This window comes from Caballeronia sp. LZ029, assembly GCF_031451275.1.
GTDB lineage: Bacteria > Pseudomonadota > Gammaproteobacteria > Burkholderiales > Burkholderiaceae > Caballeronia > Caballeronia jiangsuensis.
This window is the reverse complement of record NZ_JARUXO010000002.1, coordinates 489,007-515,619: the sequence shown is the minus strand read 5'-3', so window position 1 is coordinate 515,619 and position 26,613 is coordinate 489,007. Positions and strand designations below refer to the sequence as shown.

Sequence of the window (26,613 nt, the reverse complement as noted above, 5' to 3'; positions counted from 1 at the left end):
GGTCATGGCGTTTTCCAGACGGGATTCACCCATCCGTGTTCGTCATAGTCGGCGAGGCACTGATCGACGAGATCCGTCATCTGTTTCAGTGATCCGTCCGCCGACGCCATCGCTTGCAGATGCACTTTCACTTCTTCGTGGCTGCCCATGTAATTGCGTTCGTACAGCTCGTGACGCCCCGCGAACTCGGTGCCGACCGCGTCCCACATGAGCTTCATCAGCTTGATGCGTTCGCGATGCCCGATGCCGTTGGAGCCGCGAACGTAGCGCGACAGATAGCGGTCGATTTCCGGGTTGTCGAAGTCGCGCGTGGAAGAGGGCAGATAGATCAGCGCGGACGCCACGATCTTGTGGACGATCTCCTTGATGCGCCCATACGAATCCGGAGCGAGCGCGCGGTACGCCAGCGCGGCGTGCAGATTCGGCAGCACGGCGCCGTCGATCCAGCGGTCGGGCTGACGCGCCATCGTGTTGGCGAGCGACCAGAACATGTGACGCAGCGCGATGACCTCGCCGAGCAACACCTGATTGCCGCGAAACTCGTCGCCGCTCGTGACGTGCAGTGCTTTCGAGAGCAGCCCGGTGAGAAAGTCCAGCTTTACCGCATATCGCGTGCAGCCATGAAAGCTCGTGCCGTGCATGAACCCGGACGCGGTCGGAAAATCCGGCGGCATGGCGTCCGTGCCGTGACTCAGCACGTTCTCCCACGGCACGAACACGCGGTCGAGGATCAGGATTGCGTCGTTCTCGTCGAAGCGGGAACTGAGCGGCGAATCGAAGGGACTCGACACCTGGGTCGCCTGATATTCGTACGAGTTCCGGCAGATGAGCTTGAGCCCCGGCGCGTTCATCGGCGTGAAGAACATGACGGCGCGGCTCTTGTCGCTTTTGGCGATGCCGGCGTGATGGCTGAGAAACGTGTAGTGCGTGAACGCGGCGGACGTCGCGACGACCTTCGCGCCCGAGATGACGAGGCCGCCGTCGGTTTCCTCGTCGATATGGATGTAGACGTCCTGCGCCTTCTCGGGCCGCGCGCGATCGATCGGCGGATTGGCGAGCGCATGATTCATGAAGGGCACGGTTTCCTGCGCGAGCTTGTGCCATTGCCGGGCGTTGCCGGCGAACGGCCCGTAGTAATCGGCGTTCACGTTCAGCGTGTTCATGATCGACGCCTTGTAGTCCGGCGTGCGTCCCATCCAGCCATAGGTGAGGCGCGCCCATGCCGCGATGGCCTGCTGCTGCGCGACGAGATCCTCCGCGTTGCGCGCGTGCCGGAAGTAACAGTGCGTGTAGCCGCCGTTGCCCGTATCGGTCGCGCAGGTGAGGCCGGGTTGCTGCGCGGGATCGTGCAGGGCGTCGTAGAGGCGCGCCAGCGAGCGCGCGCTGTTGCGGAACGCCGGATGAGTCGCGATGCCGTCGATCCGCTCGCCGTCGAAGAAGACCTCGCGTCCGTCCTGCAGGCTGTCGATGAATGCCCGACCGGTCAGCGGCCGCGCCGCCAGATGCCGCGATAGCTCATTCACTGTGTCTCACCCGATTGGCAAATAGATCACGAATGATCGGTCCGATGACGGCGAGCGCGTCGGCCCGCATCATGTGGTCGTGTTCATAGGGCACATCGATGATGTCGAGCGCGCCGCGTGCGCTCGCGCGCCATGCACGCAGCGACGATTCGCCGGACGGCGTCGCCGTGGCGCGCATGAACGTGACCGGCGCGCTGAGCGGCGCGGGCCGGAACGCGGCGGCGAGCGCCGCATGACAAGCGGTGACCTCGACCAGCGCCGGCAACGCGCTTTGCGGTACATGCGCGAGCGGGCTTTCGATCGCGCGCATATGGTCCATCACGCGGTCCCAGCGCAGCGCGCCGGGCGCGGTGTCGCTGGCCGGATAGCCGATCATCGCGAGGACATTGCCAAGATGCGTGGCCGGCGCGAGCGTGTCGTGCGGCGGACTCTGGGGCAGCGTGCTGTCGAGCAGCACGACATGCGCGACGGTCTCGCCCTGCGCTTCGAGGCTCGTCGCGATCCGATGCGCGACGAGGCCGCCGAACGACCATCCCATCAGGCGATACGGACCGCGCGGCTGGATCGTGCGGATATGCGCGATATACCGGTCCGCGAGCCCGGCGACCGAAGGCGGCGGCGCCTCGCCGCTCAGCATCGGGGATTGCAGACCGTAGAGCGGAACATCGACGCCGATATGCGGAATGAGCGTCGCATAGCACCAGCTCAGGCCATATCCGGGATGCACGCAGAAGAGCGGCGCGGCGGCGCTCGCATGTTGTAGCGGCAACAGCGGCGCGAGCGCATCCGACGCCTGACCGTGCCGCAGCCGCGCGGCCAGCCGCGCGACGGTCGGCGCCTCGAACAGCGCGCGAATGCCGGGATCCACGCCCAGCGAATCGCGGACGCGGTTGACGAGCCGCGCCGCGCGCAGCGAATGTCCGCCGAGCGCGAAGAAGTTATCGTCGATCGATACGGCCTCGCGCTCCAGCGCCTCCGCGAAGAGCCGCGCCAGTTCCGCTTCGCGGGCGTCGCGCGGGGCGAGGAAGCGTCGCGGCGCGTGCATGGGCGCTGGCAACGCGGCGCGATCGAGCTTGCCGTTGAGCGTCACGGGCAGGCGATCGAGCGTCGTGAAGCTTGCCGGCACCATGTAGTCGGGCAAACTGCGGGCGAGTGCATCGCGCACCTGGGCTTCGTCGTAGTCCGCATCGGCGACGACATAAGCGGCCAGTTGCCCGTCCACCAGCGCAACGGCGCAGTCACGCACCGATGCCTGCGCGCGCAACACGGCTTCCGCCTCGCCAGTCTCGACGCGAAAGCCGCGTATCTTGACCTGATGATCGGAGCGGCCGAGAAATTCGAGTTCGCCGTCGGCGGACCAGCGTGCCAGATCGCCTGTTCGATACATGCGTTCGCCCGGCGCGCCGTAGGGATCGGCGACGAAACGCTCGCCGGTCAGATCGGGCCTGCCGATATATCCGCGCGCGAGTCCCCGCCCGGCGATATAGAGATCGCCAGCCGTCCCCGGCGGGCAGCGGCCCAGCCAGCGATCGAGCACATGCACGCGCGTATTCCAGACCGGCCGTCCGATGCCGTTTCGCGCCCGGTCCGCCGCAAGCTCCGCCGATGTCGACCAGATCGTGGTTTCGGTCGGCCCATAGACATTGATCACGCGGCGGGCATGAGCGCGCAGCCGTTCCGCGAGGCGCGCGGACAGCGCTTCGCCGCCGGTCAGCGCGAGCTTGAACGCGGGCTGCGGCCCATCTTCGATTTCGCGCAGCAGCGCGTCCCAGAGTGTCGGCGTCGCCTGCATCACGTTCGCCCGCGATGCATCGGCGAGGCGCGCGAGCCGGCGCGGATCCTTCACGTCGTCGGAGGCGGCCAGCACGATCGTCGCGCCCGCGAGCAGCGGACCGAGCAATTCGAGGCACGCGATATCGAAGCCCAGCGTCGTCACCGCGAGCAGGCGGTCGCCGGATTTCAGGCCGATGCGCTCCTGCATCGCCGCAAGCAGGTTGACGAGGCCGGCGCGCGGCACCGCGACGCCCTTGGGCGTGCCGGTCGAGCCGGACGTATAGATCACATAGGCCAGATGCTCGGCGCGCGCAGCGGGCGCGATGGCGGCGAATACCGCGACGCCGCCGTCGTGCGCCGGCAAGCGTTCGACGACGAGCGCGGGTTTTGCGTCGGCGAGCATGGTCGCGATGCGCGTCTGCGGATAAGCGGGATCGATCGGAAGGAAGGCCGCGCCGCTCTTCAGGACGCCGAGCATGGCCACCACGATGTCGGGCGTGCGCGGCAAGGTCAGCGCGACCAGATCGTCGGGTCCGATGCCGCGTGCGATCAGCGCATGTGCGAAATCATCCGAGCGCCGGTCGATATCGGCGTAAGTCCAGCGCGTTTCGTCCTGCTCGATCGCGACGAGCTCAGGCGTGCGCCGCGCCTGCCGCGAAAACTGCGCCGCGACGTCGTCATCGGGAATGGCGCGCGTCGTTCGATTCCACGCGCTCATGCGTTCGGCTTCGGCGAGCGCGAGCAGATCGCGGGCGATGACCGCCTCTTCCGGCGCCGCCGCGACGTGCTCCAGCACGCGCACGAACCGGTTCAACAACTTGTGCGCTGCTTCGGCATCGAACTGGCTGATCCGGCAATCGAGACGCAGCGTCATGCGTTCGCCCGGCATCGCGACGAGCGTCACGGGATAGTGCGTGCCGTCGTAACCGTCGATGCCCGCGATCGCGAGCCCATCCGACGCGCCGTGCAGGCGGCGAGCATCCATCGGATAGTTCTCGACGATCAGCAGGGAGTCGAACAGTTCGCCGTGTCCGGACTGCTCCAGGATTTCCGTGAGGCCGAGATGCTGATGCGGCAACAGGTCCGCTTGCGCCGCCTGCATGCGCCGGAACAGATCGGGCCAGCGCTCGCCCGGATCGAGCGCGACGCGCAGCGGCAGCGTATTGATGAAGAGGCCGACGCGCCGCTCGATATCCGGCAACTCGGCGGGACGCCCCGACACGGTGATGCCAAACACGATGTCCCCGCGTCCCGTGAGCCGGGCGAGCAGCACGGCCCAGGAGGCCTGGAGGATCGTGCTCATCGTCGCTTCGTGGCGTTGCGCCAGCGTGACGAGCGCGCCGCTCAGGCTCTCGGGCAGATCGATACGGATCGTGCGCGCGTCGGGCGCAGGCGAACCCGGTTCGGGCCGCGTCAGCCGAGTCGGCCCGTCCAGTCCGCGCAGCGCTTCGCGCCAGGCGGCGCGCGCGGCCGCCTTGTCCTGGCGCTTCAGCCATGCGTGTTGATCGCGCAGCGCAAACGCGGGTTTCGGCGCATCGCCCGCATACAGCGACATCAGATCGGACACCACGACCGGCATCGACCAGCCATCGAGCAGCAGATGATGGTTGCTCATCACGAGCCGATGCCGTCGCGGACCCGTCTTGACGAGCGCGAAGCGCAGGAGCGGCGCGCGTTCGAGATCGAAGCGGCGTTCGCGTTCCGACGCGAGCAGGGCCGACAGCGCCCCGGCGATGTCTTGCGCGCCCGAAATATCCACCGCACGCCACGGCGCGTTCACCGAACCGGCGACGACCTGAACCGGCCGCCCGCTCACGGTGCGAATGCTCACGCGCAAGGCTTCGTGACGCGCCAGCAGCGCGTCCGCCGCGGTCCGCAGACGCGCGGCATCGACGTGTCCTTCCAAGGTCAGCGAAACTTGCGCGATATAGGGATCGGGGCCGGACGCATCGTAGAGCGAATGGAACAACAGCCCTTCCTGCAAGGGCAGAAGCGGCAGGATGTCCTGCGCGCCGGGCGTCGCGATCTCGATTGCGTCGATCTCCGCTTGCGTGAAATCGCCGCCGACATCCGATGGCGTCAGGCCGCCGGATTCGAGCCGCGCCATGCCGCAGAGCGCGTCGAACCAGCGGCGGGCCAGTTCGCGAATCGATGTCTCGTCGAACAGGCCGCCCGCGAAGGTCCAGTGCGCGTGCAGCTGCGGCCCGTCGTCGCCGTCGATGACCTGTGCATCCAGCGCAATGGCATGGGACAAGGGCGCATCGGCATCGTCGCCGCCTTCGAGCGACAGGCCGCCTGCCGCCGACCAGACGCCGCCCGAACCGCCGAAGCGGCCGAGATAGTTGAACGACAGTTGCGCGCGCGCGCCTTGCAGATGCGCGGCCGTCCGCGCATTGAGATAGCGCAGCAGCCCATATCCGATGCCGTTATCCGGCAGCGCCCGCAACGCTTCCTTGACCCGCTTCACGAGCGCGGAAAGCGGCATCGCGCCGGTTTCGACGCTGTCGATATCGATGCGCACGGGATGAAGGCTCGTGAACCAGCCCACCGTCTGCGACAGATCGAGGCCGCTGTCGCCCGGCTCGCGGCCATGCCCTTCGAGATCGAGCAGGACCGGACCGCTCGCGCCGCGCCATCCGGCCACGGCGAGCGCGTAGCCCGCGAGCAGGACGTCGTTCACGCCGCCGCGGAACAACGCGGGAACGCTGCCGAGCAGTCGCATCGTGGTCGCGGCGTCGAGCTGCGCGCTCACGCGGCGCGCCGTCGCCAGCGTGTCGGTGCGTTCGAGCGGGCGCGCGGCGAGCGGCAAGTCGGCGGCGGAGACGATCCATCGCCAGCGATCGAGTTCGGCGACGCGCCGCGCGGCGTGCGCATCCTCGTGAAGATGGCGCGCCCAGCGGTGAAAGGACGTCGGCACGGGCGGCAGGACGCACGGCTGGCCGCGCGCGGCGAGATCGTAGGCCTCTGCGAGATCGTCGAGCAGGATGCGCCATGACACGCCATCCACGACGAGATGATGGATCGTGAGCAGGAGCATGCTCGCCGCCGCGCGCCGGTCGTACCAGACGGCCCGCAGCACGCGGCCCTGTTGCGGCGCGAGCCATCGTTCGAGCGAGTGTTGCTGACGCGCGGCGTCGCGTTCGACTTCGGCGCTGGTCCAGTCGCGTGCATCGATCCGTTGCAGCAGCGTCGCTGCATCGGCGTCGCCGGGGGTTACATCGAGTTCTCCGTCGATAAGACGCGCCCGCAGCAACGCATGCCGCGTGATTGCCGCCTGCAATGCCTGCACGAGCGTCGCGTGACGCGCGTTGGCCGGCAAGCTTATCCGCATGGACTGGCTGAATGCGCCGATCGCGCCGCCGCGCCCGCTTAGCCATCGCATGATGGGCGTGGCGGGCACGCGGCCGGTCGCATCGTCTTTTGGCGGCGATGCCGTGGCGCGTCCGGCATCGGAGAGAACGCCGGCGATCTGCGCGAGGCCGGATGGCGTTTTGTGCCGGAACACATCGGCCGGGCTCAGATCGAGACCCGCCGCACGCGCGCGGCTCACGAAGCGGATCGACAGGATGCTGTCTCCGCCCAGCGCGAAGAAGCTGTCGTCCGCCTGCACATCCTCGCGGTCGAGCACTTCGCCGAAGAGCCGCGCGATCGCGGCTTCCCGTTCGGTCGCCGGAACGCGCCGCGCCGATACCTCGCGCGGCGGCGCGGGCAACGCCTTGCGATCGAGCTTGCCGTTGGGCGTGAGCGGCAGCGCGTCGAGCACCACGAACGCCGACGGCGCCATGTGCGCGGGCAGACGTCTCGCGACGGCGGCGCGCAGCGATTGCGCTTCGAACGTCGATGCCGGCACGACGTAGGCGACGAGCTGTCGTTCACGCACGGCGACGGCGCAGGAGCGCACGCCATCGTCTTCCATCAGCACGGCTTCGATTTCTCCCGGCTCGATGCGAAAGCCGCGTAACTTGATCTGCTGATCGGCGCGGCCGAGATAGTCGAGTTGGCCATCGGCTCGCCAGCGTCCCAGATCGCCCGTGCGATAAAGCCGCGTCCCTGCCGCGCCGAACGGATTGGCGACGAAGCGCTCGGCCGTCAGGTCGGGCCGCGCGAAGTATCCGCGCGCCAGTCCCGCGCCCGCGACGTAGATCTCGCCGGTCACGCCCGCCGCGCACGGTCGCAGGCAGGCGTCGAGCACATGCACCTGGCTGTTCCACACCGGACGTCCGATCGGCGGCGCGAGCTGGCCGGCGAGGTCGTCGCTCATCGTCGCGCATACGGTGACTTCCGTCGGCCCGTAGGCGTTGATGAGCCGACGCCCGTTCGACCAGCGTCCCGCCGTGTCGGGCGAGATCGCCTCGCCGGCGGTGACGATCGTGCACGCGGCGGGAATCGTCGCCGGGTCCATGACCGCCAGCAGCGCGGGCGGCAGCGTCACGCAGGTGATGTCCTGCTCGCGGATCAGCCCGGCGAGACGCTCCGCCGACATCAACGCCGGATCGGCGAGAACGAGGCGCGCGCCGCGCAGCAGCGTGACGAGCACTTCGGAGACGGCGGCATCGAACGAGAGCGACGCGAACTGCAACACGCGCGATGCTTCCGTGATGCCGAAGCGCTCGGCCTGCGCGCCGACCAGACTCGCGATGCCCGCACGCGTCACGACGACGCCCTTCGGCTTGCCGCTGGAACCCGATGTATAGACGACATACGCGGGATGACCGGGCGCGACGGCGCGCACGAGCGCGCTGGTGGGCCAGCCCGCGAGCGGCGGCAGCGTGGAGAGCGTGCGCGCGGGCCGCGCATCGGCGAGCATCGCGTCGATGCGTGCCTGCGGATAATGCGGATCGACCGGCAGATAGGCGCCGCCGCTCTTGAGCACGCCGAGCATCGCGATAACCATGTCGGGCGTCCGGTGCATGGTCAGGGCGACGATGCGCTCCGGCCCGATGCCGTGCTCGACGAGGAAATGAGCCAGCGCGTTCGAGCGCATGTCGAGTTCGCGATACGTCAGTTGATCCGATCCCTGCGTCACCGCGATGGCGTCCGGCGTGCGCGCCGCCTGGGCGCTGAAGCGCGCCGCGACATCGTCCTGATCGACGGGATGCGCGCTTGCGTTCCAGCGCTCGATCTCGTCGCGTTCGCCGCGCGCAAGCAGGTCGATGCGCCCGACGAGACCGTCCGGCTGCGCCGCCATCGACCGCAGGATTTGCACGAGCGTGGCGAGAAGCCGCCGCGCATCGTCGGCGGACACCCGATCCGCGCGATGATCGATCCGCAACTCCAGTTCGCGCCCCGGCGTGACCATCAGGCTGACCGGATAGTGCGTCGTGTCGTTGACGGTCATCCCTGCCAGCACGACGCCGTCGATCTCGCTTTGCATGCGCGCGGCGGGATAGTTTTCGACGACCACCAGCGTGTCGAACAACTCGCCGTGCCCGACGAGCGCCTGCACCTCGGTCAACCCGATGTGCTGATGAGGCAGCAGCGCGGACTGGTCCCGCTGGATGCGTTCGAGCAACTGCGCGACCGTCTCGCCGGCGTGCAGGGTCGCGCGCAGCGGAAGCGTGTTGATGAAAAGCCCGACGCGCTTTTCGACGTCTTGCAACTCGGCCGGCCGTCCCGCTGCCGTGACGCCGAAGACGACATCGTGCCGCCCGGCCCAATGGCCGAGGAGGATCGCCCACGCACCCTGCGCGAAGGTGGCCAGCGTCAGGCCGCGATGGCGCGCGCAGTCAACGAGACGCGCCGTCGTTTCCGTATCGAGCGTGCCGGCGACGGATTCCTGCCGCGCGGCGTTCGCGCCGGGGTCCGCGTTGGCGACGAGACGCGTCGGTCCGTCCAGCCCGTCGAGCGCCGCCTTCCACGCGCTGCGTGCGGACTCGCGATCCTGCTTCGCCAGCCAGACGAACTGATCGCGCAACGGCGGCGCATGGCCGAGCGCTTCGCCGGCGTAAGCCTGCATCAGCTCGGACACGATGACGGGCATCGACCAGCCATCGATCAGGAGATGATGAAGGCTCAGCACCAGCCGATGATGACCGTGGCCGAGCCGCAGCAGGGCGGCGCGCAGCAGCGGCGCCGAAGTCAGATCGAAGCGATGCTCGCGGTCCTGCCGAAGCCAGTCCGCGAGCGCGTCGTGCGGATTCGCGGCGTCGGTTAGATCGATGTCTCGCCAGCGCGTTTCGACGGCGCGGCGCAGCGCCTGCACGGTGCGTCCATCGACGGCGTGAAAGCTGACACGTAACGCTTCGTGCCGTTCGATCAGGCTGTTCAGCGCGGCATGCAGCCGGTTACGGTTCAGGTCGCCTTCGAACGAGAGCACCAGTTGCACGATGTACGGATCGGGACCGGCGGCGTCGAACATGGCATGGAAGAACAGCCCTTCCTGCAACGGCGCGAGCGGGAGAACGTCCGCCGCGTCGGGAACGTCGGCTCGCAACGCGGCCAGCATGTCCGGCCATGCTGCATCGGCGGCCTGCGGCTCGATGCTCAGATCGCGCGCGACGACAGCGAGCGCAGCCGGCGTCTTTTCGCGGAAGACATCCGCGGGCGTCAGCACGAGCCCCGCCTTGCGCGCGCGGCTGACGAGTTGAATCGACAGGATGCTGTCGCCGCCCAGCGCGAAGAAGCCATCGTCCGCACCGACGGATTCGATATCGAGCTCGTCCGCGAACAGCTTCGCCAGCGCGGCTTCGCGCGGCGTCGCGGGCGGGCGCGTCGCCGATGTTCGCGCCTGATAGGCCGGCAGCGCCTTGCGGTCGAGCTTGCCGTTTCGTGTGATCGGAAGCCTGTCGAGCCTCACGAAGCCGACCGGCACCATGTAGTCGGGCAGACGCTGCCGGAGCGCCGCGCGCACATGCCGCTCGTCGTAATGCTCGTCGGCGACGACATAAGCCACGAGACGGCTGCCGGTCGCGCCGTCCTGCTGCGCCAGCACCGCACACGCGCGGATCGCGGGCTGCTCGGACAGCGCGGTTTCGATTTCGCCGGGTTCCACGCGCAGTCCGCGCACCTTCACCTGTTGATCGGCGCGGCCGGCGAATTCCAGCTCGCCCTGTTCGTTCCAGCGCGCGAGATCGCCGGTGCGGTACATGCGCGCGCCGGGCCGTCCGTAGGGATCGGCGACGAAGCGCTCGGCCGTGATGCCCGTCTGCCCGACATATCCGCGCGCGAGGACATCGCCCGCGATATAGAGATCGCCCGCCACGCCGATCGGGCAAAGGTTCAGGAAGTCGTCGAGCACGTGAATCTGCGCGGAAGCACGCGGCGCGCCGATCGGAACCGGATGCCGCAGCCGCCGGTCGGGCCTCGCCGGAAAGCTTGTGACGAACACGCTGGTCTCGGTCGGGCCGTAGCAGTTCAGGAGGGTGATCTCCGGAAAGCGTTGCAAGACGCGCTGGAAGCTCGCGACCGAGGCCGTGTCGCCGCCCGTCAGGATCGTGCGCAGGCCGTTCAGGCACTCCAGGTCTTCCGTGACCAGCAGATTGAAAAGGCTCGTCGTCAGAAGAAGATTGTTCGCGCCGTGGCCGGCGATTTCGCGGCGCAGATCGGCGGGCGTCAACTGCTCGCATGAAGCCACGGCGAGCTCGTCGCCGCGCAATAGCGCGCTCCAGATTTCATAGCTGCTGGCGTCGAACGCATAGGCCGACTGGAACAGCACGCGTTGCGCCGTAAGATCGAGCAGATCCATCGCCATATCGACGATGCCCCTGTGCGTCAGCTCGATGCCTTTGGGCAGCCCGGACGAGCCGGACGTGTACATGACGTTGATCAGGCACTGCGGCGCGATGTCGATGGCGAGGGCACTGTCGTCGCCTTCGTCGAGCATCGCGGGATCGATGCGCAGCGTTGCCACGGCGCCATAGCCGGGGTGTGTGTCGGTATCGTGGAGCACGAGCGCGGCTTGCGTGTCTTCGAGCATGCGCCGTATGCGCTCAGGCGGCTGACCGCGATAGAGCGGCAGATAGCATCCGCCGGCCTTCACGATGGCGAGCGTCGCGACGATCAACTCAAGCGAGCGCGCCATATCGACGGCGACGCGCGTTTCGAGCGCGACGCCGTGCGCCGCGAGCCGATGCGCGAGCCGGTTCGACATCCGGTCGAGCTGCCGATACGTCAGTGCGTGCGCGCCGCAACGCAACGCGATGGCATGCGGCTGCCGCTCGACGATCTGCGCGAAGCGTTGCGGGATCGACTGCGCTTCCCGCTGGCGCGTCTGCGATGGCGCGCCGAATCCGAGCAGCGCCGCGCGTTCCTCCGGCGCGAGCACGACATGACGCCCGATGCCCGCGTCGGGATCGGCGATGGCCTGATCGAGCAGACCTTGAAACGCGGTTGTCATGCGGCGGGCCGTGGCGGGCTCGAACAGAGCGGCGGCGAATTCGAGGCTGCCTTCGATGATGCCGTGACCGTCATCGTCGCCGCCGTGGGCGATGAATTCGAACGCGAGATCGAACTTGGCCGCCGCATTGCCGATGGCGCGCGGCGTCGCCGTCAGGCCTTGCAGCGAGAGCCGCGCATCATCGCCATATTCGAGCGTCAGCGCAACCTGGAACAGCGGATGACGCGCGGCGCCGCGCTCGGGATTGAGCGTCTCCACGATGCTCGAAAACGGCACATCCTGATTGGCGTAGGCGGCGAGATCGACATCGCGCACGCGTGCGAGCAGTTCGCGAAACGTCGGATTGCCGCTCGCATCGACGCGCAGCACCAGACTGTTCACGAAGTAGCCGACGAGGTCCTTGAGCTGCTCGTCGAAGCGCCCCTCGCCCGGCGTGCCGATGAACACGTCGGTACCGGCGCCGAAACGCCGCAGCACCGCGACCAGCGCGCACTGCAACACCATGAAGAGCGTGGCGTGATGAGCCTGCGCGAAGTGCGCCGCGCGACGATGCAAATCCGGATCGATCCGGAACGCGATGCGTTCGGCGCGGCCCAGCGCGTCGGCCGGTCGCGGGCGCACGCGCGGCAGCGGCAATTCGTCGGGAAGCTCGGCCAGCATGCCGCGCCAGTAGGCGAGCTGCCGTTGCGCGAGACTGCCCGTTTCGTGGACGGAGCCGAGCAGCTTGCGCTGCCAGTCGGCGAAATCGGCGTATTGCACCGGCAGCGGCGGCAGGTCCGGTCGCGTGCCGGCGCGCCGCGCGGCATAGGCCGTCGATACGTCGCGCAGAAACGGCGCGAGCGACGCGCCATCGAAGGCGATGTGGTGAAAGTTGAAAACCAATACGGCGCGATCTTGCGTACAGCGCAGCAGGCGCGCCCTGAAGGGAACGCGGCTTTCGAGGTCGAAGGGCGCGCCGGTCTCGTCGGCGATATGGCGATCGAGTTCGGCGGGCGTGATGTCCGTCACGGCGAGCAGGTCATCGAGTTCGCTCGCGCGCAGGACATGCTGATACGGGCCGTCGTCCGCATGACGAAAGAGCGTGCGCAGGCTGTCGTGCCGGGCGGCGACATCGTGAAGCGCGAGGCGCAGCGCGTGCGCATCGCACGGACCGGACAGCTCGAAGGCGTAGGGCAGGTTGTAGGCGGCGGCCGCCGCGCCATCGCCCAGCCGCGCCAGAAACCACAATCCCTGCTGTCCCGCCGACAGGCAGGCGCGCTCGCGCGATGCCTCCGCCGACAGGCGCAGCCGCCGCGTGCCGCCGCCTTCGAGCAACGCGGCAAGCCGTTCGACGGTCGGCGCGCGGAACACATCGCTGACACTCGCATCGATCTGCAATACGGCGCGTATCCGGTTCGCGAGCTGTGCGGCAAGCAGCGAATGGCCGCCCGATGCGAAGAAGTCATCGTGGATGCCGACGTCATCCAGCCGCAGCACATCGGCGAACAGGCGCGCGAGTTCGATCTCGACGGGCGTTCTGCCGGAAGGACCGCGAGCGCCGTCACGCATCGCTTTGGGCAAGGCGGCGCGATCGAGCTTGCCGTTGGGAAGGAGCGGCAACGCGGACATCGCGACGAAGGCCGACGGCAGCATGTAGTCGGGCATCCGGCGCGCCAGCGACTCGCGCACGGCGGCTTCTTCATAGCCGGCCACGGGCACGACATAAGCGACGAGCCGTTCATCGCCCGGCGCATCTACCTGAAGGAGGACGGCCGCCGCCGCGACATGCGGATGCCCGAAGAGCGCAGCCTCGATTTCGCCCGGCTCGACGCGAAAGCCGCGTATCTTGACCTGCCTGTCGGCGCGGCCGAGATATTCGACTTCGTTGTCGCCGCGCCGTCGCGCCCGGTCGCCGGTGCGATACATTCGCGAGCCGGACGGACCGTGCGGGTCTGCCAGAAAGCGCTCTGCCGTGAGGCCGGGTTGTCCGAGATAGCCTCGGGCCAGTCCCGCGCCCGCGAGATAGAGCTCGCCGGCTTCGCCCGTGGCGCAGGGTTGCAGGCGTTCATCGAGCACATAAGCCGATGTGTTCCAGATCTCGTGGCCGACGGGCGCGCCGTTGGCCGGCGTGGCGACGGCATGCAGGCTGTCGCCGCTCGCCTCCGACGACCCGTAGAAATTGACGAGACAGGCATCGGGCACGCAGGCGGCAAAGCGTTCCGCCAGCGCGGGCGGCAGCGTTTCGCCGCTGCATATCCAGAGTGGACAGCGGTTGAGCGCGACGTGATCGGGCTGATCGAGCAGCGCCGCGAGCAAGCTGGGAACAACCGTGATGCGGCCGATATCCAGACGCGGAATCTCGGCCGCCAGCAGCGCCGGGTCTCTGGCGACGTCGGCATCGGTCAGCGCGACCGTGGCGCCGGCGATCAGCGGCGCGAGCAGTTCCGTCGCGCCATCGATGAAGCTCATCGAGCTTTTGGCGAGCACCGTTTCACCGGGCGCGAACGCGTAGGTTTCGGCCACCCAGCACAGTCGATTGACGAGGCCGGCATGCAGGCCGACCACACCTTTCGGGCGGCCCGTCGAGCCCGACGTATAGATGACATACGCCGCATCGAGCGGCCGTGCTTCCCTGCGATGCGCTGTATCCTCACGCGCGACATGATCGCTCGCGGGGAGATCGACCATATGCAGTATCGGAATCTCCCGCACGATTTCGGCGAGCTCGGCGGCGAGGCTCGTGTTGGTCAGCACGCACGACGGCCGCGCATCGCGCGCCATGAAGGCGAGCCGATCAACCGGATACGCGGGATCGAGCGGAAGATAGGCCGCGCCGCTTCTGAGCACGCCGAGAATGGCCAGCACCATGTCGAACGAACGCGGCAGCGCGATCGCGACGATGTCCCCCGGCCCGAGCCCGTGCGACATGAGCATATCGCCCAGCCGGTTCGCGCGCACGTTCAGTTCCGCGTACGTCATCTGGCGCGCGCCGTGCAATAACGCCACGGTCGTGGGCGTGCGCGCGGCCTGACGCTCCAGAAGGTCGCATACGGTCAGCGTCGTCAGCTCGTCGGCGGACCAGCGCGTCGCGTCGTGGCCGCCGTCGATCGGATCGGTCAACGCGTCCATTCAATCAGCCATCCTGATGATGAGTGGACGTCAATCCACGTGCACGCAGCTCGGGAATCACGGCGCGGCCAAATTCCTCGAAGGTGCCCGGAAAATGCGTCGGCGTGATGACGAAGCCGTCGCAACAGTCTTCGAACAACGCCTGCAGTTGATCGGCGACATCGGACGCCGTACCGATGAGACGTGGCGTGCCCGTGCTCGCCGACAGCCCGATGGCGACATCATCGACGCGAATGTCGGGTTTCACATCGAGCAGCTTCGCAAGCCACGCCAGCGTGCCGCCCGCATCGACCGCGGGCCGCTTGCGCTGAATTTCGAGAATCGGCTGCAAGGGTGCATCGCCCGAAACGCCCGACAGGTCGAGGCCCAGCATCGCCGCCAGATAGCTTCGCGCTGCATCGGGGTCCACGAGCGTGTCGAGATGCGCGGCGCGGGCCTCGGCGATTTCGCGCGTCTCGCCGATCACGGGTTGCACCGCCGCCATCAGGCGTATGTCCTGCGGCGAGCGTCCCATGCGCGCGGCGCGTGCGCGGACGTCGTCGCGCAGTTCGCGCATCGCGGCGGGCTCGCTCTGTATCGCGAAGATGACTTCCGCCCAGCGCGCCGCGAAGTCGCGGCCTCGCGGCGAGACGCCCGCGGCCATCAGCGTGGGACCGCCGCGATACGGCAGCGTCAGCGGGCCGCGTATATCGAAGTGACGGCCCTTGTGATCGATCTGATGGATCTTGTCGGCGCGGGCATAGACTCCGGACTTCTTGTCGGCAACGAGCGCGCCTTCATCCCACGATGACCACAGGTCGTGACACACCGTCAGCACTTCTTCCGCACGATCGTAAAGATCGCGATGATCGAGCGATGTCAGATGCGCGAAGTTGATGCCGTTGCTCGGCCCCGCCGACGTGACGACATTCCACGCCATTCGACCTTGACTAAAATGATTCAGTGTACTAAGCGTTCTGGCGATATGATAAGGCTCCATATAGGTCGTCGACAGCGTGACCGTGAACCTCAGGCGGCGCGTGACGCCGATCATCGGCGCAACGAGCAAGGCGGGATCGTGACGGATCGCGCCGCTCGCACCGCGGCTCGTCATCGTTTGCCATTCGCCATCTTCACCCATTGGAACGGCGAGCGATTCCGGCACGAACGCATAGTCGTAACCATAACGATCGAGGCTGCGAGCCAGGTTTTCGTAGAGCCTGCGATCGCAGAAATCGGTTTCGCTATAGGGATGGCGCCACATGGCGCCGAAGTGACTTCCGGGCACCAGCACGTAAGCCGATAAAAGCATGTGACGGCGCGTCACGATGCGGCTCCGCGTACCATGTCACACGTTTGTGATGCCTTGATGGAATCATTTCCAGCAGGGTTTCGTACGAACATGCGACACCACCTTTTTACTGGTAGTCACCGGAATTTCTGCGTATATTGTTCTAGTGTGGTTGAAGTTGTCAATTAAGTTGACCTGAGGGCCAAGACATGAAAGACAACACCGCGGTCACCGAGACTCCTCATACGGAAAGAATTACCAGCGACACGCCCACTGTGACGCGCAGCACGAGTCCGGCCACCAATGGCGTGAAGCTCGTGGGCGAAGCGTTCGTCCCCGGCGCGAGTCTCCTGATGGATGGAAATGTCGTCAATGGCGCTGCGCATGTCGCCGCGGGCATCGGCATCAAGATGCTTTTCGGGCCGGTCGGTCTGCTGCTGGCGGCGGCCGATTCCTACTCGAAATCGGTCACTGACAAGTACCTGTGGAACCACGTCAACGATCTCGTCACCAAGGCGAAGGAGACGCGAAAGGCCAGAGCGGAAGCGGCGAGCCCGCCTGCCGAGTAATTCCCCATCGGCTCTCTGCCGATACGATTGCAAACATCACCGAGCATAACTTTTCAGATGCGCCCGAAGCACTCGCCGCGCATCTGAAAGCATGTGCACGCTCGTTTCAATGCTCGAGTCGCTGAAACACCCGAAGCTCGTGCCCATAGATCAGACGGGGAATGAATTCACCATGCACGAGAGCGAGCCGGTGATCGCCGGCCCAGGTTTCCACGGCGCCTTCGGGGACTTGCTCCACCCACTCGCGCGTGAAGATGTAATCGTCGATATTGTGGGCCAGCCGACGCCCGCCCGGGCGCGCGGTCATATCCTTGTAGAGAAAAATGCCGCCCGCTTTGACGCGCTGCGCCGCGGCGGCGAATACGTCGCTTCTGCTTCCCGGCGGGACGTGATGCAGGACGTCCACCATCGCAACGACGTCGAACGGACCTTCCGGCGCTTCGGCGACCGACCGTACGTGCTCGAACGTCAGAATGTCTTGTGCGTCGATACGCTGCGCTGCGGCACGCGCCGATTCCAGCGGCGGCGCCATGACGTCGCAACCCACGCCACGGCGAATCTTTTTCATCGCCGCGAGCAGCGTGAGCAGCGATCCCGCGCCGCAGCCCACGTCGAGAACCTCGGCGTCGTCGCGAATGAAGGGCAGCAGTTTGTCGTAAGGACAGACGTAAGGGCGAATCGCGCTCAACCATCGGAAGGGCGCGGGCGTGTCGCAATACGCGGCATAGAAGAAGCGGCGCAATTGCGCGGGCGTTGCAGCGCTGTCTACCGAGGGAATGGAGGCCGATGCGGGAGCGAGCATTTCCGTGTGCAGGTGTCGTCCGATCTTGCGCTTGATGTTACTATGCAAACACTTTTTGCGCCGCAAAATTCTGCAAATTATTCGTTATCCGTACGAGTTGATGCCAGATGAGCCCAGCGGATCCAGTCGATGACGAGGCTTCCGAACCTCAAAAGCACCGCATAGTCAGGCACGTCCGGTATCGGATGAGCCGCAGCGAAAAGTTCATCGCGGTGTCGCTCGTCGTCGGCGTCATCGTGCTGCTGCTGATTCCCTTCACGTTCATCATCATTCCGGCGGGCCATGTCGGCGTGCTCTATCGCTTGCTGAGACACGGCACGGAGACGGACTTCGTCTATCACGAAGGGCTGAACATCAAGTGGCCGTTCGACCGGATCTATACCTACGAAGTCAGGACCAAGACGCTCGACGAAAGTGTGCACGCGCTCGCGCGCGACGGCCTGAGCGTTCAGGTGCAGATTTCCGTGCTGTATCGGCCGGTGCCAGATAACGCGGGGAAGCTGCATCAGGAAGTCGGCTATGACTACGTCGACCGGGTCGTGCGCCCGATTTCGCTCGGCGCCGTGCGCGACATCATCGGCAAATGCGATCCGCATGATCTTTATCGCATCAATGTCGAAGAGCTGGAAGGCCGCATACTGGAGAAGATGCACGGATCGCCGGCTGCGAAGGGGCTGATTTTCTTCGAGCGCGTCGTCGTGCGCGATCTCGATCTGCCGACCACGGTGAACGACTCGATCAACAGAAAGCTCACGGAAGAACAGAATGCGCAGGCGTATAAATTCCTGATCGCGCAGGCGCAGGACGAAGCGGAGCGCAAGCGGATCGAGGCCATCGGCATTCAGACGTTCTATTCGATCGTCGCCAATGCGCTGACGCCTCAGTTGCTGACATGGCGAGGCATCGAAGCGACCGTGCAGTTGTCGAACTCCAGCAACTCGAAGATCGTCGTGGTCGGCGGCGGGAAAGATCAGCTTCCGTTGATTCTCGGAAGCGACATCGCCAAGCAGCCGGATCTTCCCGCGCCGAAAGTGATCGACCCGCAGTCGCATCCGCTGCCGCAATGGCGCGATCTTCCGAAGCTCTTTCCAAAAGCCGGCGACGCGGGCGCCGCCGCTTCCGAAAGCAGCGGCGGCACCGCGCCCGGCGATGAAACCAACGTGTCGCGAGCCGCCAATCCAGGCGCTAAACAACGTTAGATGCTTGTGATGTTAAGCTGATTGCTCGTTGCAGCCGCGACGATCACGGGAGGCCATCATGATTGTGATTCCCAGCCTCGTTTATATCGTTCTGAGCCTGCTCGTCGCGTATCGCGGCCGGCGCACGCATCTTGGCTATCTCGGAACGTTTCTTCTGAGCTTGTTCATCACGCCGATCATCGTGTTCGTCGGCCTCCTGCTTCTGACGCCTTCGCCGGAGAATGTCGAGATCATCTATCGCGGGGACAAGCAGAAGATTTAGGCGAGGCTAATCCGCATTGGGCATCGCTTCGGAAGCGACACGCTCCGGCGCTTGCGATCGCCCGAGCCGCGACATCGCGTAGTACAGAATGCCCGGCACGACGATGCCCACGATCCACGATATATCGACGCCGCCCAGCGCATCGACCCACGCGCCCGTATAGAAGCCGGTCGCGACGAACGGCATCTGCACGAGCACGCCGAGCGCATAGACCGTGATGCCCGTGACATTCCATCGTCCGTAGCGGCCGTTGACATCGAAGAGGGCGGGCACGTCGTAGCGTTCGCGCGTGACCCAGTAGTAATCGACGAGATTGATCGCGCTCCACGGCGTGAAGAACACGAGCAGAAACAGCAGGAACGAAGAAAATGCCTTCAGGAACGAGTGCTGTCCGGCGAGCGCGAGTCCGCTCGATGCCGCGACGCTCAGCAGCACGAAGACGAGCCGCGTGCGTGACGAGATCTCGCGCTGTCCGCCGAAGCCGGTGACGATCGCCGCGACCGACATCACGCTGCCATAGGCGTTGAGCGTGGTGATCGTGAGCTTGCCGAGCGCGATCGTGAAGTAGAGCACGGCGGCAATCGCGCCCGTCGCACCGAGTCCGACGATAAACCCGACCTCGTGTCCCGAAAAGCGCTCGCCGGCGAGCGCAGCAGCCAGCACGCCGAAGGTCATCGATACCTGCGCGCCGATCACCGTGCCGCTGAACACGGCGAAGAAAGTCTTGCGTGCGGAAGTGGACTTCGGCAGGCAGCGCGAATAGTCCGCGACATACGGCCCGTACGCGATCTGCCACGACGCCGACAGCGAAATCGCCAGCAGAAAGGAAGCCACGGTGAAGTGCCGGTTCGCGAGCAGCGTATCGGGCGCATGGCCGTGCAGCAGGCTCGCGAACAGATACAGAAACGCGAGCGTGCCGACGATGCTCGACACGCGGCCCATCGCGTGAATGACGCGATAGCCGAAACCGGTGAGCAGCACGATCAGCGCCGCGAAGATCAGGATCGATGTCGTGTTGTCCGTATGCAGGAGCGCGCCGATGGCCTGTCCCGCGAGCACCGTGCCGCCCGCCGAGAAGCCGATGTACATCACGCAGACGAGCACGAGCGGAATGATCGCGCCGTACACGCCGAACTGCACGCGGCTGGAGATCATCTGCGGCAGGCCGAGTTGCGGGCCCTGCGCGCCGTGCAACGCCATCACCGCGCCGCCGATGACCTGGCCGATCAGCAATCCGATCAGCGACCAGAACACATCGCCGCCGAGCACGACCGCAAGCGCGCCGACGACGACCGCCGTGACCTGCAGATTCGCGCCGAACCACAGGGTGAACTGGCTGAACAGACTGCCGTGGCGCTCCGCGTCGGGAATATAGTCGATCGAGCGGCGCTCGATCAGCGAGGCGTTCGCGGCGGGTGCTGAAGTGTTACGTTCCATGCTCGTCTCCTGAGCGGTAAGGCACTTCGTGAGTAAGATGTGTGCGAATTCAGATCGCGTCGACGAAAGCCGGCACGATGTCGTGCAGATCGCCGACGAGACCGTAGTCGGCCACGCCGAAGATCGGCGCGTCCGGGTCCTTGTTGATCGCGACGATCACCTTCGAATCCTTCATGCCGGCGAGATGCTGGATCGCCCCCGAAATGCCGATGGCGACATACAACTGCGGCGCGACGATCTTGCCGGTCTGCCCGACCTGATAGTCGTTCGGGACGAAGCCCGCATCGACGGCGGCGCGCGATGCGCCCAGCGCCGCGCCGAGTTTATCGGCGAGCGGTTCGAGCATCCTCGCGTAGTTCTCGCCGCTGCCGAGGCCGCGTCCGCCCGACACGATGGTGCCGGCGTTCGTCAGTTCGGGGCGCTCCAGCTTCGTCGCTGCGCGGTTGACGAAGCGCGACAGGCCGCGATCCGCAGCCGCTTCGATGCGCTCTATCGCAGCGCTTCCGCCTTCCGCCGATACCGCATCGAAGCTCGTCGCGCGTACCGTGAGCACCTTGACCGTATCGGCCGATCGCACCGTGGCGATGGCGTTGCCCGGGTAGATCGGGCGTTCGAAGGTGTCGTCGGCGATGATGGCGGTGATATCGCTGATCTGCGCGACATCGAGCTTCGCGGCGATGCGCGGCATCGCGTTCTTGCCGAAGGCCGTTGCGGGCGCGAGGATATGCGAGTAGTTCGCGGCGATCGGCAGGACCGTCGCTTCGATGTTCTCCGCGAGGCCGGCTTCGAGTTGCGGCGCATCGGCCAGCAGCACTTTCGACACGCCCGCGATCTTCGCCGCCTCTTCTGCAATGCCATGAGCTTGATAACCGGCGATCAGCACATGAATATCCGCGCCTATCTTCCGCGCCGCGCCGATGGTCTTCAACGTCGCCGCATTGACCGACGTGTTGCCATGTTCCGCGATAACCAGAATCGTCATTTCCCTGTCTCCGTCAAAGGACCTTGGCTTCGGTCTTGAGCTTGTCGATCAGCGCCTGCACGCCAGGCAGTTTCACGCCGGGCGCGCGCTTCGGCGGCTCGCTGACCTTGAGCGTTTGCAGGCGCGGCGTGACATCGACGCCGAGTTCTTCAGGCCGAACCGTATCGAGCGGCTTCTTCTTCGCTTTCATGATGTTCGGCAGCGTGACGTAACGCGGCTCGTTGAGGCGCAGGTCGGTCGTGATGACGGCAGGCAGTTTCAACGACAAGGTTTCGGCGCCGCCGTCCACTTCGCGCGCGACGGTCGCGAAGCCGCTATCGACTGCAATGTCCGAAGCAAATGTCGCTTGCGGCAGATCGGCCAGCGCGGCGAGCATCTGGCCGGTCTGATTCGAATCGTCGTCGATGGCCTGTTTGCCGAGGATGACGAGTTGTGGCTGTTCCCTGTCGACCAGCGCCTTGAGCAATTTGGCGACCGCGAGCGGCTGCAACTCCGCGTTGGATTCCACCAGAATCGCGCGGTCCGCGCCGATCGCGAGCGCCGTGCGCAGCGTGTCCTGCGACTGCGCGACACCGCACGACACGGCGATCACTTCGGTCGCGACACCGGCCTCCTTCAAGCGCACGGCGGCTTCGACAGCGATCTCATCGAACGGATTGATCGACATCTTCACGTTCGCGATATCGACGCCGGATCGATCGGACTTCACGCCCACTTTCACATTCGCGTCGACGACGCGTTTGACTGCTACAAGAACCTTCACGACTCGTCTCCCGATGTAGTGTCAAGCGAACAGCGAACGGGCGATGACGGTGCGCTGAATCTCCGACGAACCTTCGTAGATCCGCAGGATGCGCGCGTCACGCACGAGGCGCTCGATTCTCATCTCGCGCGTGAAGCCATAGCCGCCGTGAACCTGCAATGCGGCGTCCGTGACGAACGACACCATCTCCGATGCGTAGAGCTTCGCCATCGACGCCATCTCCGTGAACGATTCACCGGCGGCGCGGCGCGCGGCGGCCTGAAGCGTCAGAAGCCAGGCCGCTTCGAGACGCGTCTTCATGTCGGCGAACGACCACTGCAAGCCCTGCTTGTTCGCGAGCGGCTCGCCCCCGACGTGCCGCTGTTTCGCCCATTCGACCGCATCGCCGAATGCCGCTTCGGCGATGCCGAGACTCGTCGCCGCGACATCTAGGCGGCTGTTGTCGAGCACCTTCATCGCGGTGCGAAAGCCGCTGCCTTCGTCGCCGATCCGGTTCGCGGCGGGCACCACGCAATCCAGCGCGACTTCATGCGCGGGCGCGCCATGAATGCCCATCAGCTTTTCCGGCAGCGAGACGGTGACGCCCGGCGTGTCGCGATCGACCACGAACGCGCTGATGCCGCGCGTGCCTTGCGCGGGCGAGGTCTTCGCATAGACGACGATGAACTGCGCCGCGTCGGCGTTGGAGATGAAGTGCTTCACGCCGCGAATGTGATAGCTGTCGCCGTCGCGCAGGGCCTGCGTCGTCATGCCCGCGGGATTGGAGCCTGCCTGCGGCTCGGTCAGCGCGAAGGCGCCGAGCTTCGCGCCGGTCGCGGCGTCCGGCAGATAGCGCTCGCGCAGTTCATCCGATGCGCCGATGAGAATCGAATCGGTCGCGAGATAGTGCGCGCCGATCATCGACGACGTGGCCGCGCATGCCTTCGCGATTTCAGCGAGCGCGAGAATGATCGCCGCCGGCGATGCGCCGATTCCGTTCCAGCGTTCGGGCAGGTTCATGCCCATCACGCCGAGTTCGGCGAGTGCGCGGACATAACGCGTCGTCGGGATTTCTTCGCGATCGACCTGTGCCGCGTGCGGCGCGAGTTCGGCCTGCGCGAAACGGCGAATCGCGTCCGCGATTTCGAGGTCGGCGTCGGTGACGCCCAGTCGCTTAAGCAAGATCTTTCTCCTGGATGATGTCGGGTTCGCCGGTATGCACGACGCCGGACGCGGCGAGCGAGGCGATCGCTGTCGTGTCGAGGCCGAGCAGGTCTTCGAGGACCGTCGCGGTGTGTTCACCGATGCGCGGCGCGCGCGTCGTGCGTGGGTTCGGATACGCCGAGAATTTGAGCGGTTGCGCGGGCAGGCGCATCGTCGTGCCATCGGCTGCGACGGTATCGACGAGCACGCCGCGCATCCGCGCGTGATCGCTGTCGAGCGCCTGCCGGATGCTCTGGATCGGCGCGACGGGAATGCCCGCGGCGCTCAGCGCGGCGTTGACGTCGGCGACCGAGCGCTTCGCTGCCCATCGCTCGATGCACGCACGCAGAACGGCTTCGTGCGCGCAGCGCGAGGTGTCGTTCGCGAAGCGCGGGTCGTCGGCAAGTTCGGGCTGGTCGATCGCATCGGCGAGGCGGGCGAACAGCTTGTTGTTGAGCACCGCGACGACGAAGTGGCCGTCCGACGCGCGATACGCGCCAAACGGCGCGGATGTCGGATGGCGATTGCCGACGCGCGATTGCGCGACGCCCGTGGCCGCATAGCGGGCGACGAGCGCAGCGGTCAGATTCAGCGTGGCGTCGAACATCGATACATCGACATGCGTGCCCTTGCCCGTGCGATCGCGTGCGACGAGCGCGGCCAGCACGCCCCAGGACGCGAAGATGCCGCTCACGACGTCGGACACGGAATCGCCGACGAGCGTCGGCTCGCCGTCGGGCGCGCCGGTCGCGTCCATGAGCCCGCACAGCGCTTGCAGAATGATGTCGTAGGCGGGCCGGTGCGATTCGGGGCCGGTCTGCCCGAAGCCCGACACGCTCGCATAGACGAGCGCCGGATTGCGCGCCGACAAGGTTTCGTAGCCGATGCCGAGCCGCCCCGCGACGCCGGGACGGAAGTTCTCCACGACGACATCCGCCTGTGCGCACAGCGATTGGGCGAGCATCTGCCCGTCTTCGGTCTTCAGATCGATGACGACGCTGCGCTTGTTGCGATTCATCGCACTGAACAGGCCGCTCTCGCCGTGCGCGAACGGACCGATCGCGCGATAGTCGTCGCCGCCCGGCGGCTCTATCTTGATGACGTCGGCGCCGAGATCGCCGAGCAGCGCCGAACACAGCGGCCCCGCCAGCACCCGGGAAAAATCGATCACGCGTATGCCGTCGAGCGGCAGCCTGGACACAGTCACGACATCGTCTCCTGAAGGTCCGGCCAAAGCCGGCCGGTGTCATGATTCTGGTCGCGCCGGGTAATTAGATAAAATATCGGAATAAATTAACGCCTATACGATTTTTATATGGCTTTGTCACTGAGGCTGCTTCGCTATTTCGTCGCCGCCGCGGAACTCGGCAGCACGACCGCGGCGGCGAATCAGATGAGCGTGTCGCAGCCGTCCATCTCGGTTGCGATCCGCGAGCTCGAAGCGCTGTTCGACGATCCGCTGTTCACGCGCGGGGCCGGCACGCGCATGACGCTCACGCAATTCGGCGAGCGCAAGCTCGCGGAAGCGCGGCAACTGCTGGCATCGGCGGCGGCGTTCTCGACCGACGATGTCGGCGATGAGGAAGGCGGCGAGGTGCAGATCGGCGTCTTTCGCACCATCGCGCCGGTCTATCTGCCGCGCGCGCTGGCGCTTGCGCGAGAGCGTCATCCGCGGCTGCGGATTCGCTTCGTCGAAGGAGATTTGCCGCAGCTCGAATCGTGGCTGCGCAAGAGACAGATCGATTTCGCGTTGATGTACGACGTCGGGCTGGGCGATGACATCGAGCGCGACTGTCTTGCGCAATTGCGGCCCTACGGGCTCGTGCCCGCCGGTTCACGGCTCGCGAAGCGCAAGCGGGCCATCTCGCTTCGCGACCTCGCGGCGGAGCCTTTCATCCTGATCGACCTGCCGCAGAGCCGCGATTTTCTGATGACGCCGTTCTGGCAATGCGGGTTGTCGCCGAACGTGGTGCATCGTGCCGCGTCGATCGAACTGGTCAGAGCGATGGTCGCGAGCGGGCTCGGCGTGTCGCTGCTGATCACGCAAAGCCCAGCGGCGACGCAATCGCCGCTCGTGGTCGAATGCCGGATTCAGGAGTCGACGGTGATTCAGCCGCTGGTGATCGCGAGACCCGCGCGGGCGGCGCGCACGCGTGCATCGGAATGGATGGCGGCGTGTGTGCGCGATGCGGTCGGCGAATCGATGCGCGCGCGGGCCGGGCGCTGACGCAACCAGCCGCGAGCCTCAGGCCTGGTTCGAGACGCTTTCGCCGATCGACGCCGGTTCTGCCGGCCGCTCGATCTGCCGCACGCCGACGCTCACGTCCATGCCGATGAAATCCGCCGCGTCGCCGAACCAGGAACCCGACACGGGCGCGGCCTGTTCGGGCTTGCGCGTGTACGCCACGCGGATCAGATCGGTTCCGCCGACGAGCGAGTTCGTCGGATCGTACGGCACCCAGCCCGCGCCGGGCAGGAAGACGTGCAGCCATGCATGCGTCGCGCCCGCGCCGACGACGAGCGGTTCGTCGCGGCTTTCGACCTGTCGCGCGCCCTGCTGCAATCCGGTGTTGCGCACTGCGGGCGGCGCGGGCGTGTCGAGCGTCCGGTCGTACAGATAACCCGACACGAAGCGCGCGGCCAGTCCCAGTCCGCGCACCACCTCGATCATCAGCAACGCGAAATCGCGGCAGGTGCCGCTGCGCCGGTTCAGCGTCTCGGATGGACGCTGCGTGCCCATCGCGTCGCGCGACTGGTACTGGAAGTCGCCACGAATGGCGGAATTGATGTTCGCGAGGATGTCGCGTGTGTGGATGGTGCCGCGCCTGGGGAGAAACTGCGTCACCCAGTCGCGCAGCATCGGCTGATCGTCCGGATATTGCGGCGGCAGAAAGGACGCGAGATCGAGCCGGTCCTCGTCGTTGTACTGGAACGGGTAATTCTCGGCTTCGGGGACGACCGGCAACTCCAGATTCTTGACGCCGAAATGCTCGATCACGAAGCGCGCGCGAAGCTGCAACTCATCGGCGGGCACGCGGGGTTCGACGACCGCGACCGAATTGGAGAATACGTCGTGAATCCAGTGCTGCGCGCTGTGCGGCGATACCGCGAGCGTTGCCGACAGCACGCGGATGTCGTGCGCGGCGCGTGGCCGGAACATCACGCGATGCGGAGAGAACTCGACAGGCTTGCGGTAGCGATAGGTTGTGACGTGCTCGACTTCGAGAAAGACGGACATGTGCGACCTCCGAGCCAGTGCCGCGCGAACGGGTTGTCATCGGCGATGCATTGCGTGTCCGCCGATACGGCAATGATGCCACCGATGGCGCCATACAGAAAGCCGACGCACCCGCGGTGTGCCGCGCGTTCGCGTGCTACCCTTGTTTTCACCGGAATCGCCGCGGCGCG

Annotated in this window: 14 protein-coding genes; 4 read left to right on the top strand and 10 right to left on the bottom strand. The window is 66.2% G+C overall.

Going from position 1 to position 26,613, the window contains the following annotated elements:
- Positions 1-2: 2 nt before the first annotated feature.
- Genes QCE73_RS17280 through QCE73_RS17270 form a run of 3 tightly spaced genes read right to left on the bottom strand, consistent with a single transcriptional unit; the run spans position 3 to position 16,045 of the window.
- On the bottom strand, positions 3-1,523 hold the full coding sequence (locus tag QCE73_RS17280) for a 4-hydroxyphenylacetate 3-hydroxylase N-terminal domain-containing protein (protein ID WP_309882564.1): 1,521 nt from the start codon (positions 1,521-1,523) through the stop codon (positions 3-5).
- Positions 1,516-14,739 (bottom strand): non-ribosomal peptide synthetase, encoded by a 13,224-nt coding sequence (locus tag QCE73_RS17275; protein WP_309882563.1) that lies wholly within the window; start codon positions 14,737-14,739, stop codon positions 1,516-1,518. Before QCE73_RS17275 ends, QCE73_RS17280 begins: the two co-directional genes overlap by 8 nt.
- Before the next feature lie 4 nt (positions 14,740-14,743).
- A complete protein-coding gene (locus tag QCE73_RS17270; protein WP_309882562.1) occupies positions 14,744-16,045 on the bottom strand; it encodes an NtaA/DmoA family FMN-dependent monooxygenase in 1,302 nt (433 codons plus the stop codon).
- 173 nt (positions 16,046-16,218) lie between these two features.
- Between QCE73_RS17270 and QCE73_RS17265 the strand changes: the two genes are divergently transcribed.
- Positions 16,219-16,578 carry a DUF6072 family protein gene (locus QCE73_RS17265; RefSeq protein WP_035499066.1) on the top strand — a complete coding sequence of 120 codons (360 nt, stop codon included), beginning with the start codon at positions 16,219-16,221 and terminating at the stop codon, positions 16,576-16,578.
- Between the two features lie 106 nt (positions 16,579-16,684).
- Here QCE73_RS17265 and QCE73_RS17260 read toward each other — a convergent pair whose 3' ends face one another.
- Complete coding sequence (locus QCE73_RS17260) at positions 16,685-17,428, bottom strand: methyltransferase domain-containing protein (protein ID WP_309882561.1); 744 nt, start codon at positions 17,426-17,428, stop codon at positions 16,685-16,687.
- A 137-nt stretch (positions 17,429-17,565) separates the two neighbouring features.
- Here QCE73_RS17260 and QCE73_RS17255 point away from each other — a divergent pair, with 137 nt between their 5' ends.
- Positions 17,566-18,579, top strand: coding sequence for a prohibitin family protein (locus QCE73_RS17255; RefSeq protein ID WP_309882559.1), 1,014 nt, complete (start codon positions 17,566-17,568; stop codon positions 18,577-18,579).
- 58 nt (positions 18,580-18,637) lie between these two features.
- On the top strand, positions 18,638-18,841 hold the full coding sequence (locus QCE73_RS17250; RefSeq protein ID WP_187603668.1) for a hypothetical protein: 204 nt from the start codon (positions 18,638-18,640) through the stop codon (positions 18,839-18,841).
- A 6-nt stretch (positions 18,842-18,847) separates the two neighbouring features.
- Here QCE73_RS17250 and QCE73_RS17245 read toward each other — a convergent pair whose 3' ends face one another.
- Genes QCE73_RS17245 through QCE73_RS17225 form a run of 5 tightly spaced genes read right to left on the bottom strand, consistent with a single transcriptional unit; the run spans position 18,848 to position 24,412 of the window.
- On the bottom strand, positions 18,848-20,278 hold the full coding sequence (locus tag QCE73_RS17245) for a cytosine permease (protein ID WP_309882557.1): 1,431 nt from the start codon (positions 20,276-20,278) through the stop codon (positions 18,848-18,850).
- A 49-nt stretch (positions 20,279-20,327) separates the two neighbouring features.
- Positions 20,328-21,260 carry an FAD-binding protein gene (locus QCE73_RS17240; RefSeq protein WP_309882555.1) on the bottom strand — a complete coding sequence of 311 codons (933 nt, stop codon included), beginning with the start codon at positions 21,258-21,260 and terminating at the stop codon, positions 20,328-20,330.
- A 13-nt stretch (positions 21,261-21,273) separates the two neighbouring features.
- The gene (locus QCE73_RS17235; protein ID WP_309882554.1) at positions 21,274-22,023 is read right to left on the bottom strand and encodes an electron transfer flavoprotein subunit beta/FixA family protein; all 750 of its coding nucleotides are present in this window, start codon (positions 22,021-22,023) and stop codon (positions 21,274-21,276) included.
- 21 nt (positions 22,024-22,044) lie between these two features.
- Complete coding sequence (locus QCE73_RS17230; RefSeq protein ID WP_309882553.1) at positions 22,045-23,184, bottom strand: acyl-CoA dehydrogenase family protein; 1,140 nt, start codon at positions 23,182-23,184, stop codon at positions 22,045-22,047.
- Positions 23,177-24,412: a CoA transferase gene (locus tag QCE73_RS17225; protein WP_309882552.1), complete on the bottom strand. Its 1,236-nt coding sequence runs from the start codon at positions 24,410-24,412 to the stop codon at positions 23,177-23,179. Before QCE73_RS17225 ends, QCE73_RS17230 begins: the two co-directional genes overlap by 8 nt.
- Positions 24,413-24,520: 108 nt before the next feature.
- Between QCE73_RS17225 and QCE73_RS17220 the strand changes: the two genes are divergently transcribed.
- Positions 24,521-25,432: a LysR substrate-binding domain-containing protein gene (locus QCE73_RS17220; protein WP_309882550.1), complete on the top strand. Its 912-nt coding sequence runs from the start codon at positions 24,521-24,523 to the stop codon at positions 25,430-25,432.
- A gap of 18 nt (positions 25,433-25,450) precedes the next feature.
- Here the strand turns inward: QCE73_RS17220 and QCE73_RS17215 are convergent, their stop codons facing one another.
- A complete protein-coding gene (locus QCE73_RS17215) occupies positions 25,451-26,443 on the bottom strand; it encodes a transglutaminase family protein (RefSeq protein ID WP_035499057.1) in 993 nt (330 codons plus the stop codon).
- Positions 26,444-26,613 lie beyond the last annotated feature (170 nt).

Coding starts and splice junctions, on each gene's coding strand:
- QCE73_RS17245 (WP_309882557.1), bottom strand. CDS start 20,278: ATGGAACGTAACACTTCAGCACCCGCCGCGAACGCCTCGCTGATCGAG.
- QCE73_RS17250 (WP_187603668.1), top strand. CDS start 18,638: ATGATTGTGATTCCCAGCCTCGTTTATATCGTTCTGAGCCTGCTCGTC.
- QCE73_RS17255 (WP_309882559.1), top strand. CDS start 17,566: ATGAGCCGCAGCGAAAAGTTCATCGCGGTGTCGCTCGTCGTCGGCGTC.
- QCE73_RS17240 (WP_309882555.1), bottom strand. CDS start 21,260: ATGACGATTCTGGTTATCGCGGAACATGGCAACACGTCGGTCAATGCG.
- QCE73_RS17265 (WP_035499066.1), top strand. CDS start 16,219: ATGAAAGACAACACCGCGGTCACCGAGACTCCTCATACGGAAAGAATT.
- QCE73_RS17215 (WP_035499057.1), bottom strand. CDS start 26,443: ATGTCCGTCTTTCTCGAAGTCGAGCACGTCACAACCTATCGCTACCGC.
- QCE73_RS17275 (WP_309882563.1), bottom strand. CDS start 14,739: ATGGACGCGTTGACCGATCCGATCGACGGCGGCCACGACGCGACGCGC.
- QCE73_RS17220 (WP_309882550.1), top strand. CDS start 24,521: ATGGCTTTGTCACTGAGGCTGCTTCGCTATTTCGTCGCCGCCGCGGAA.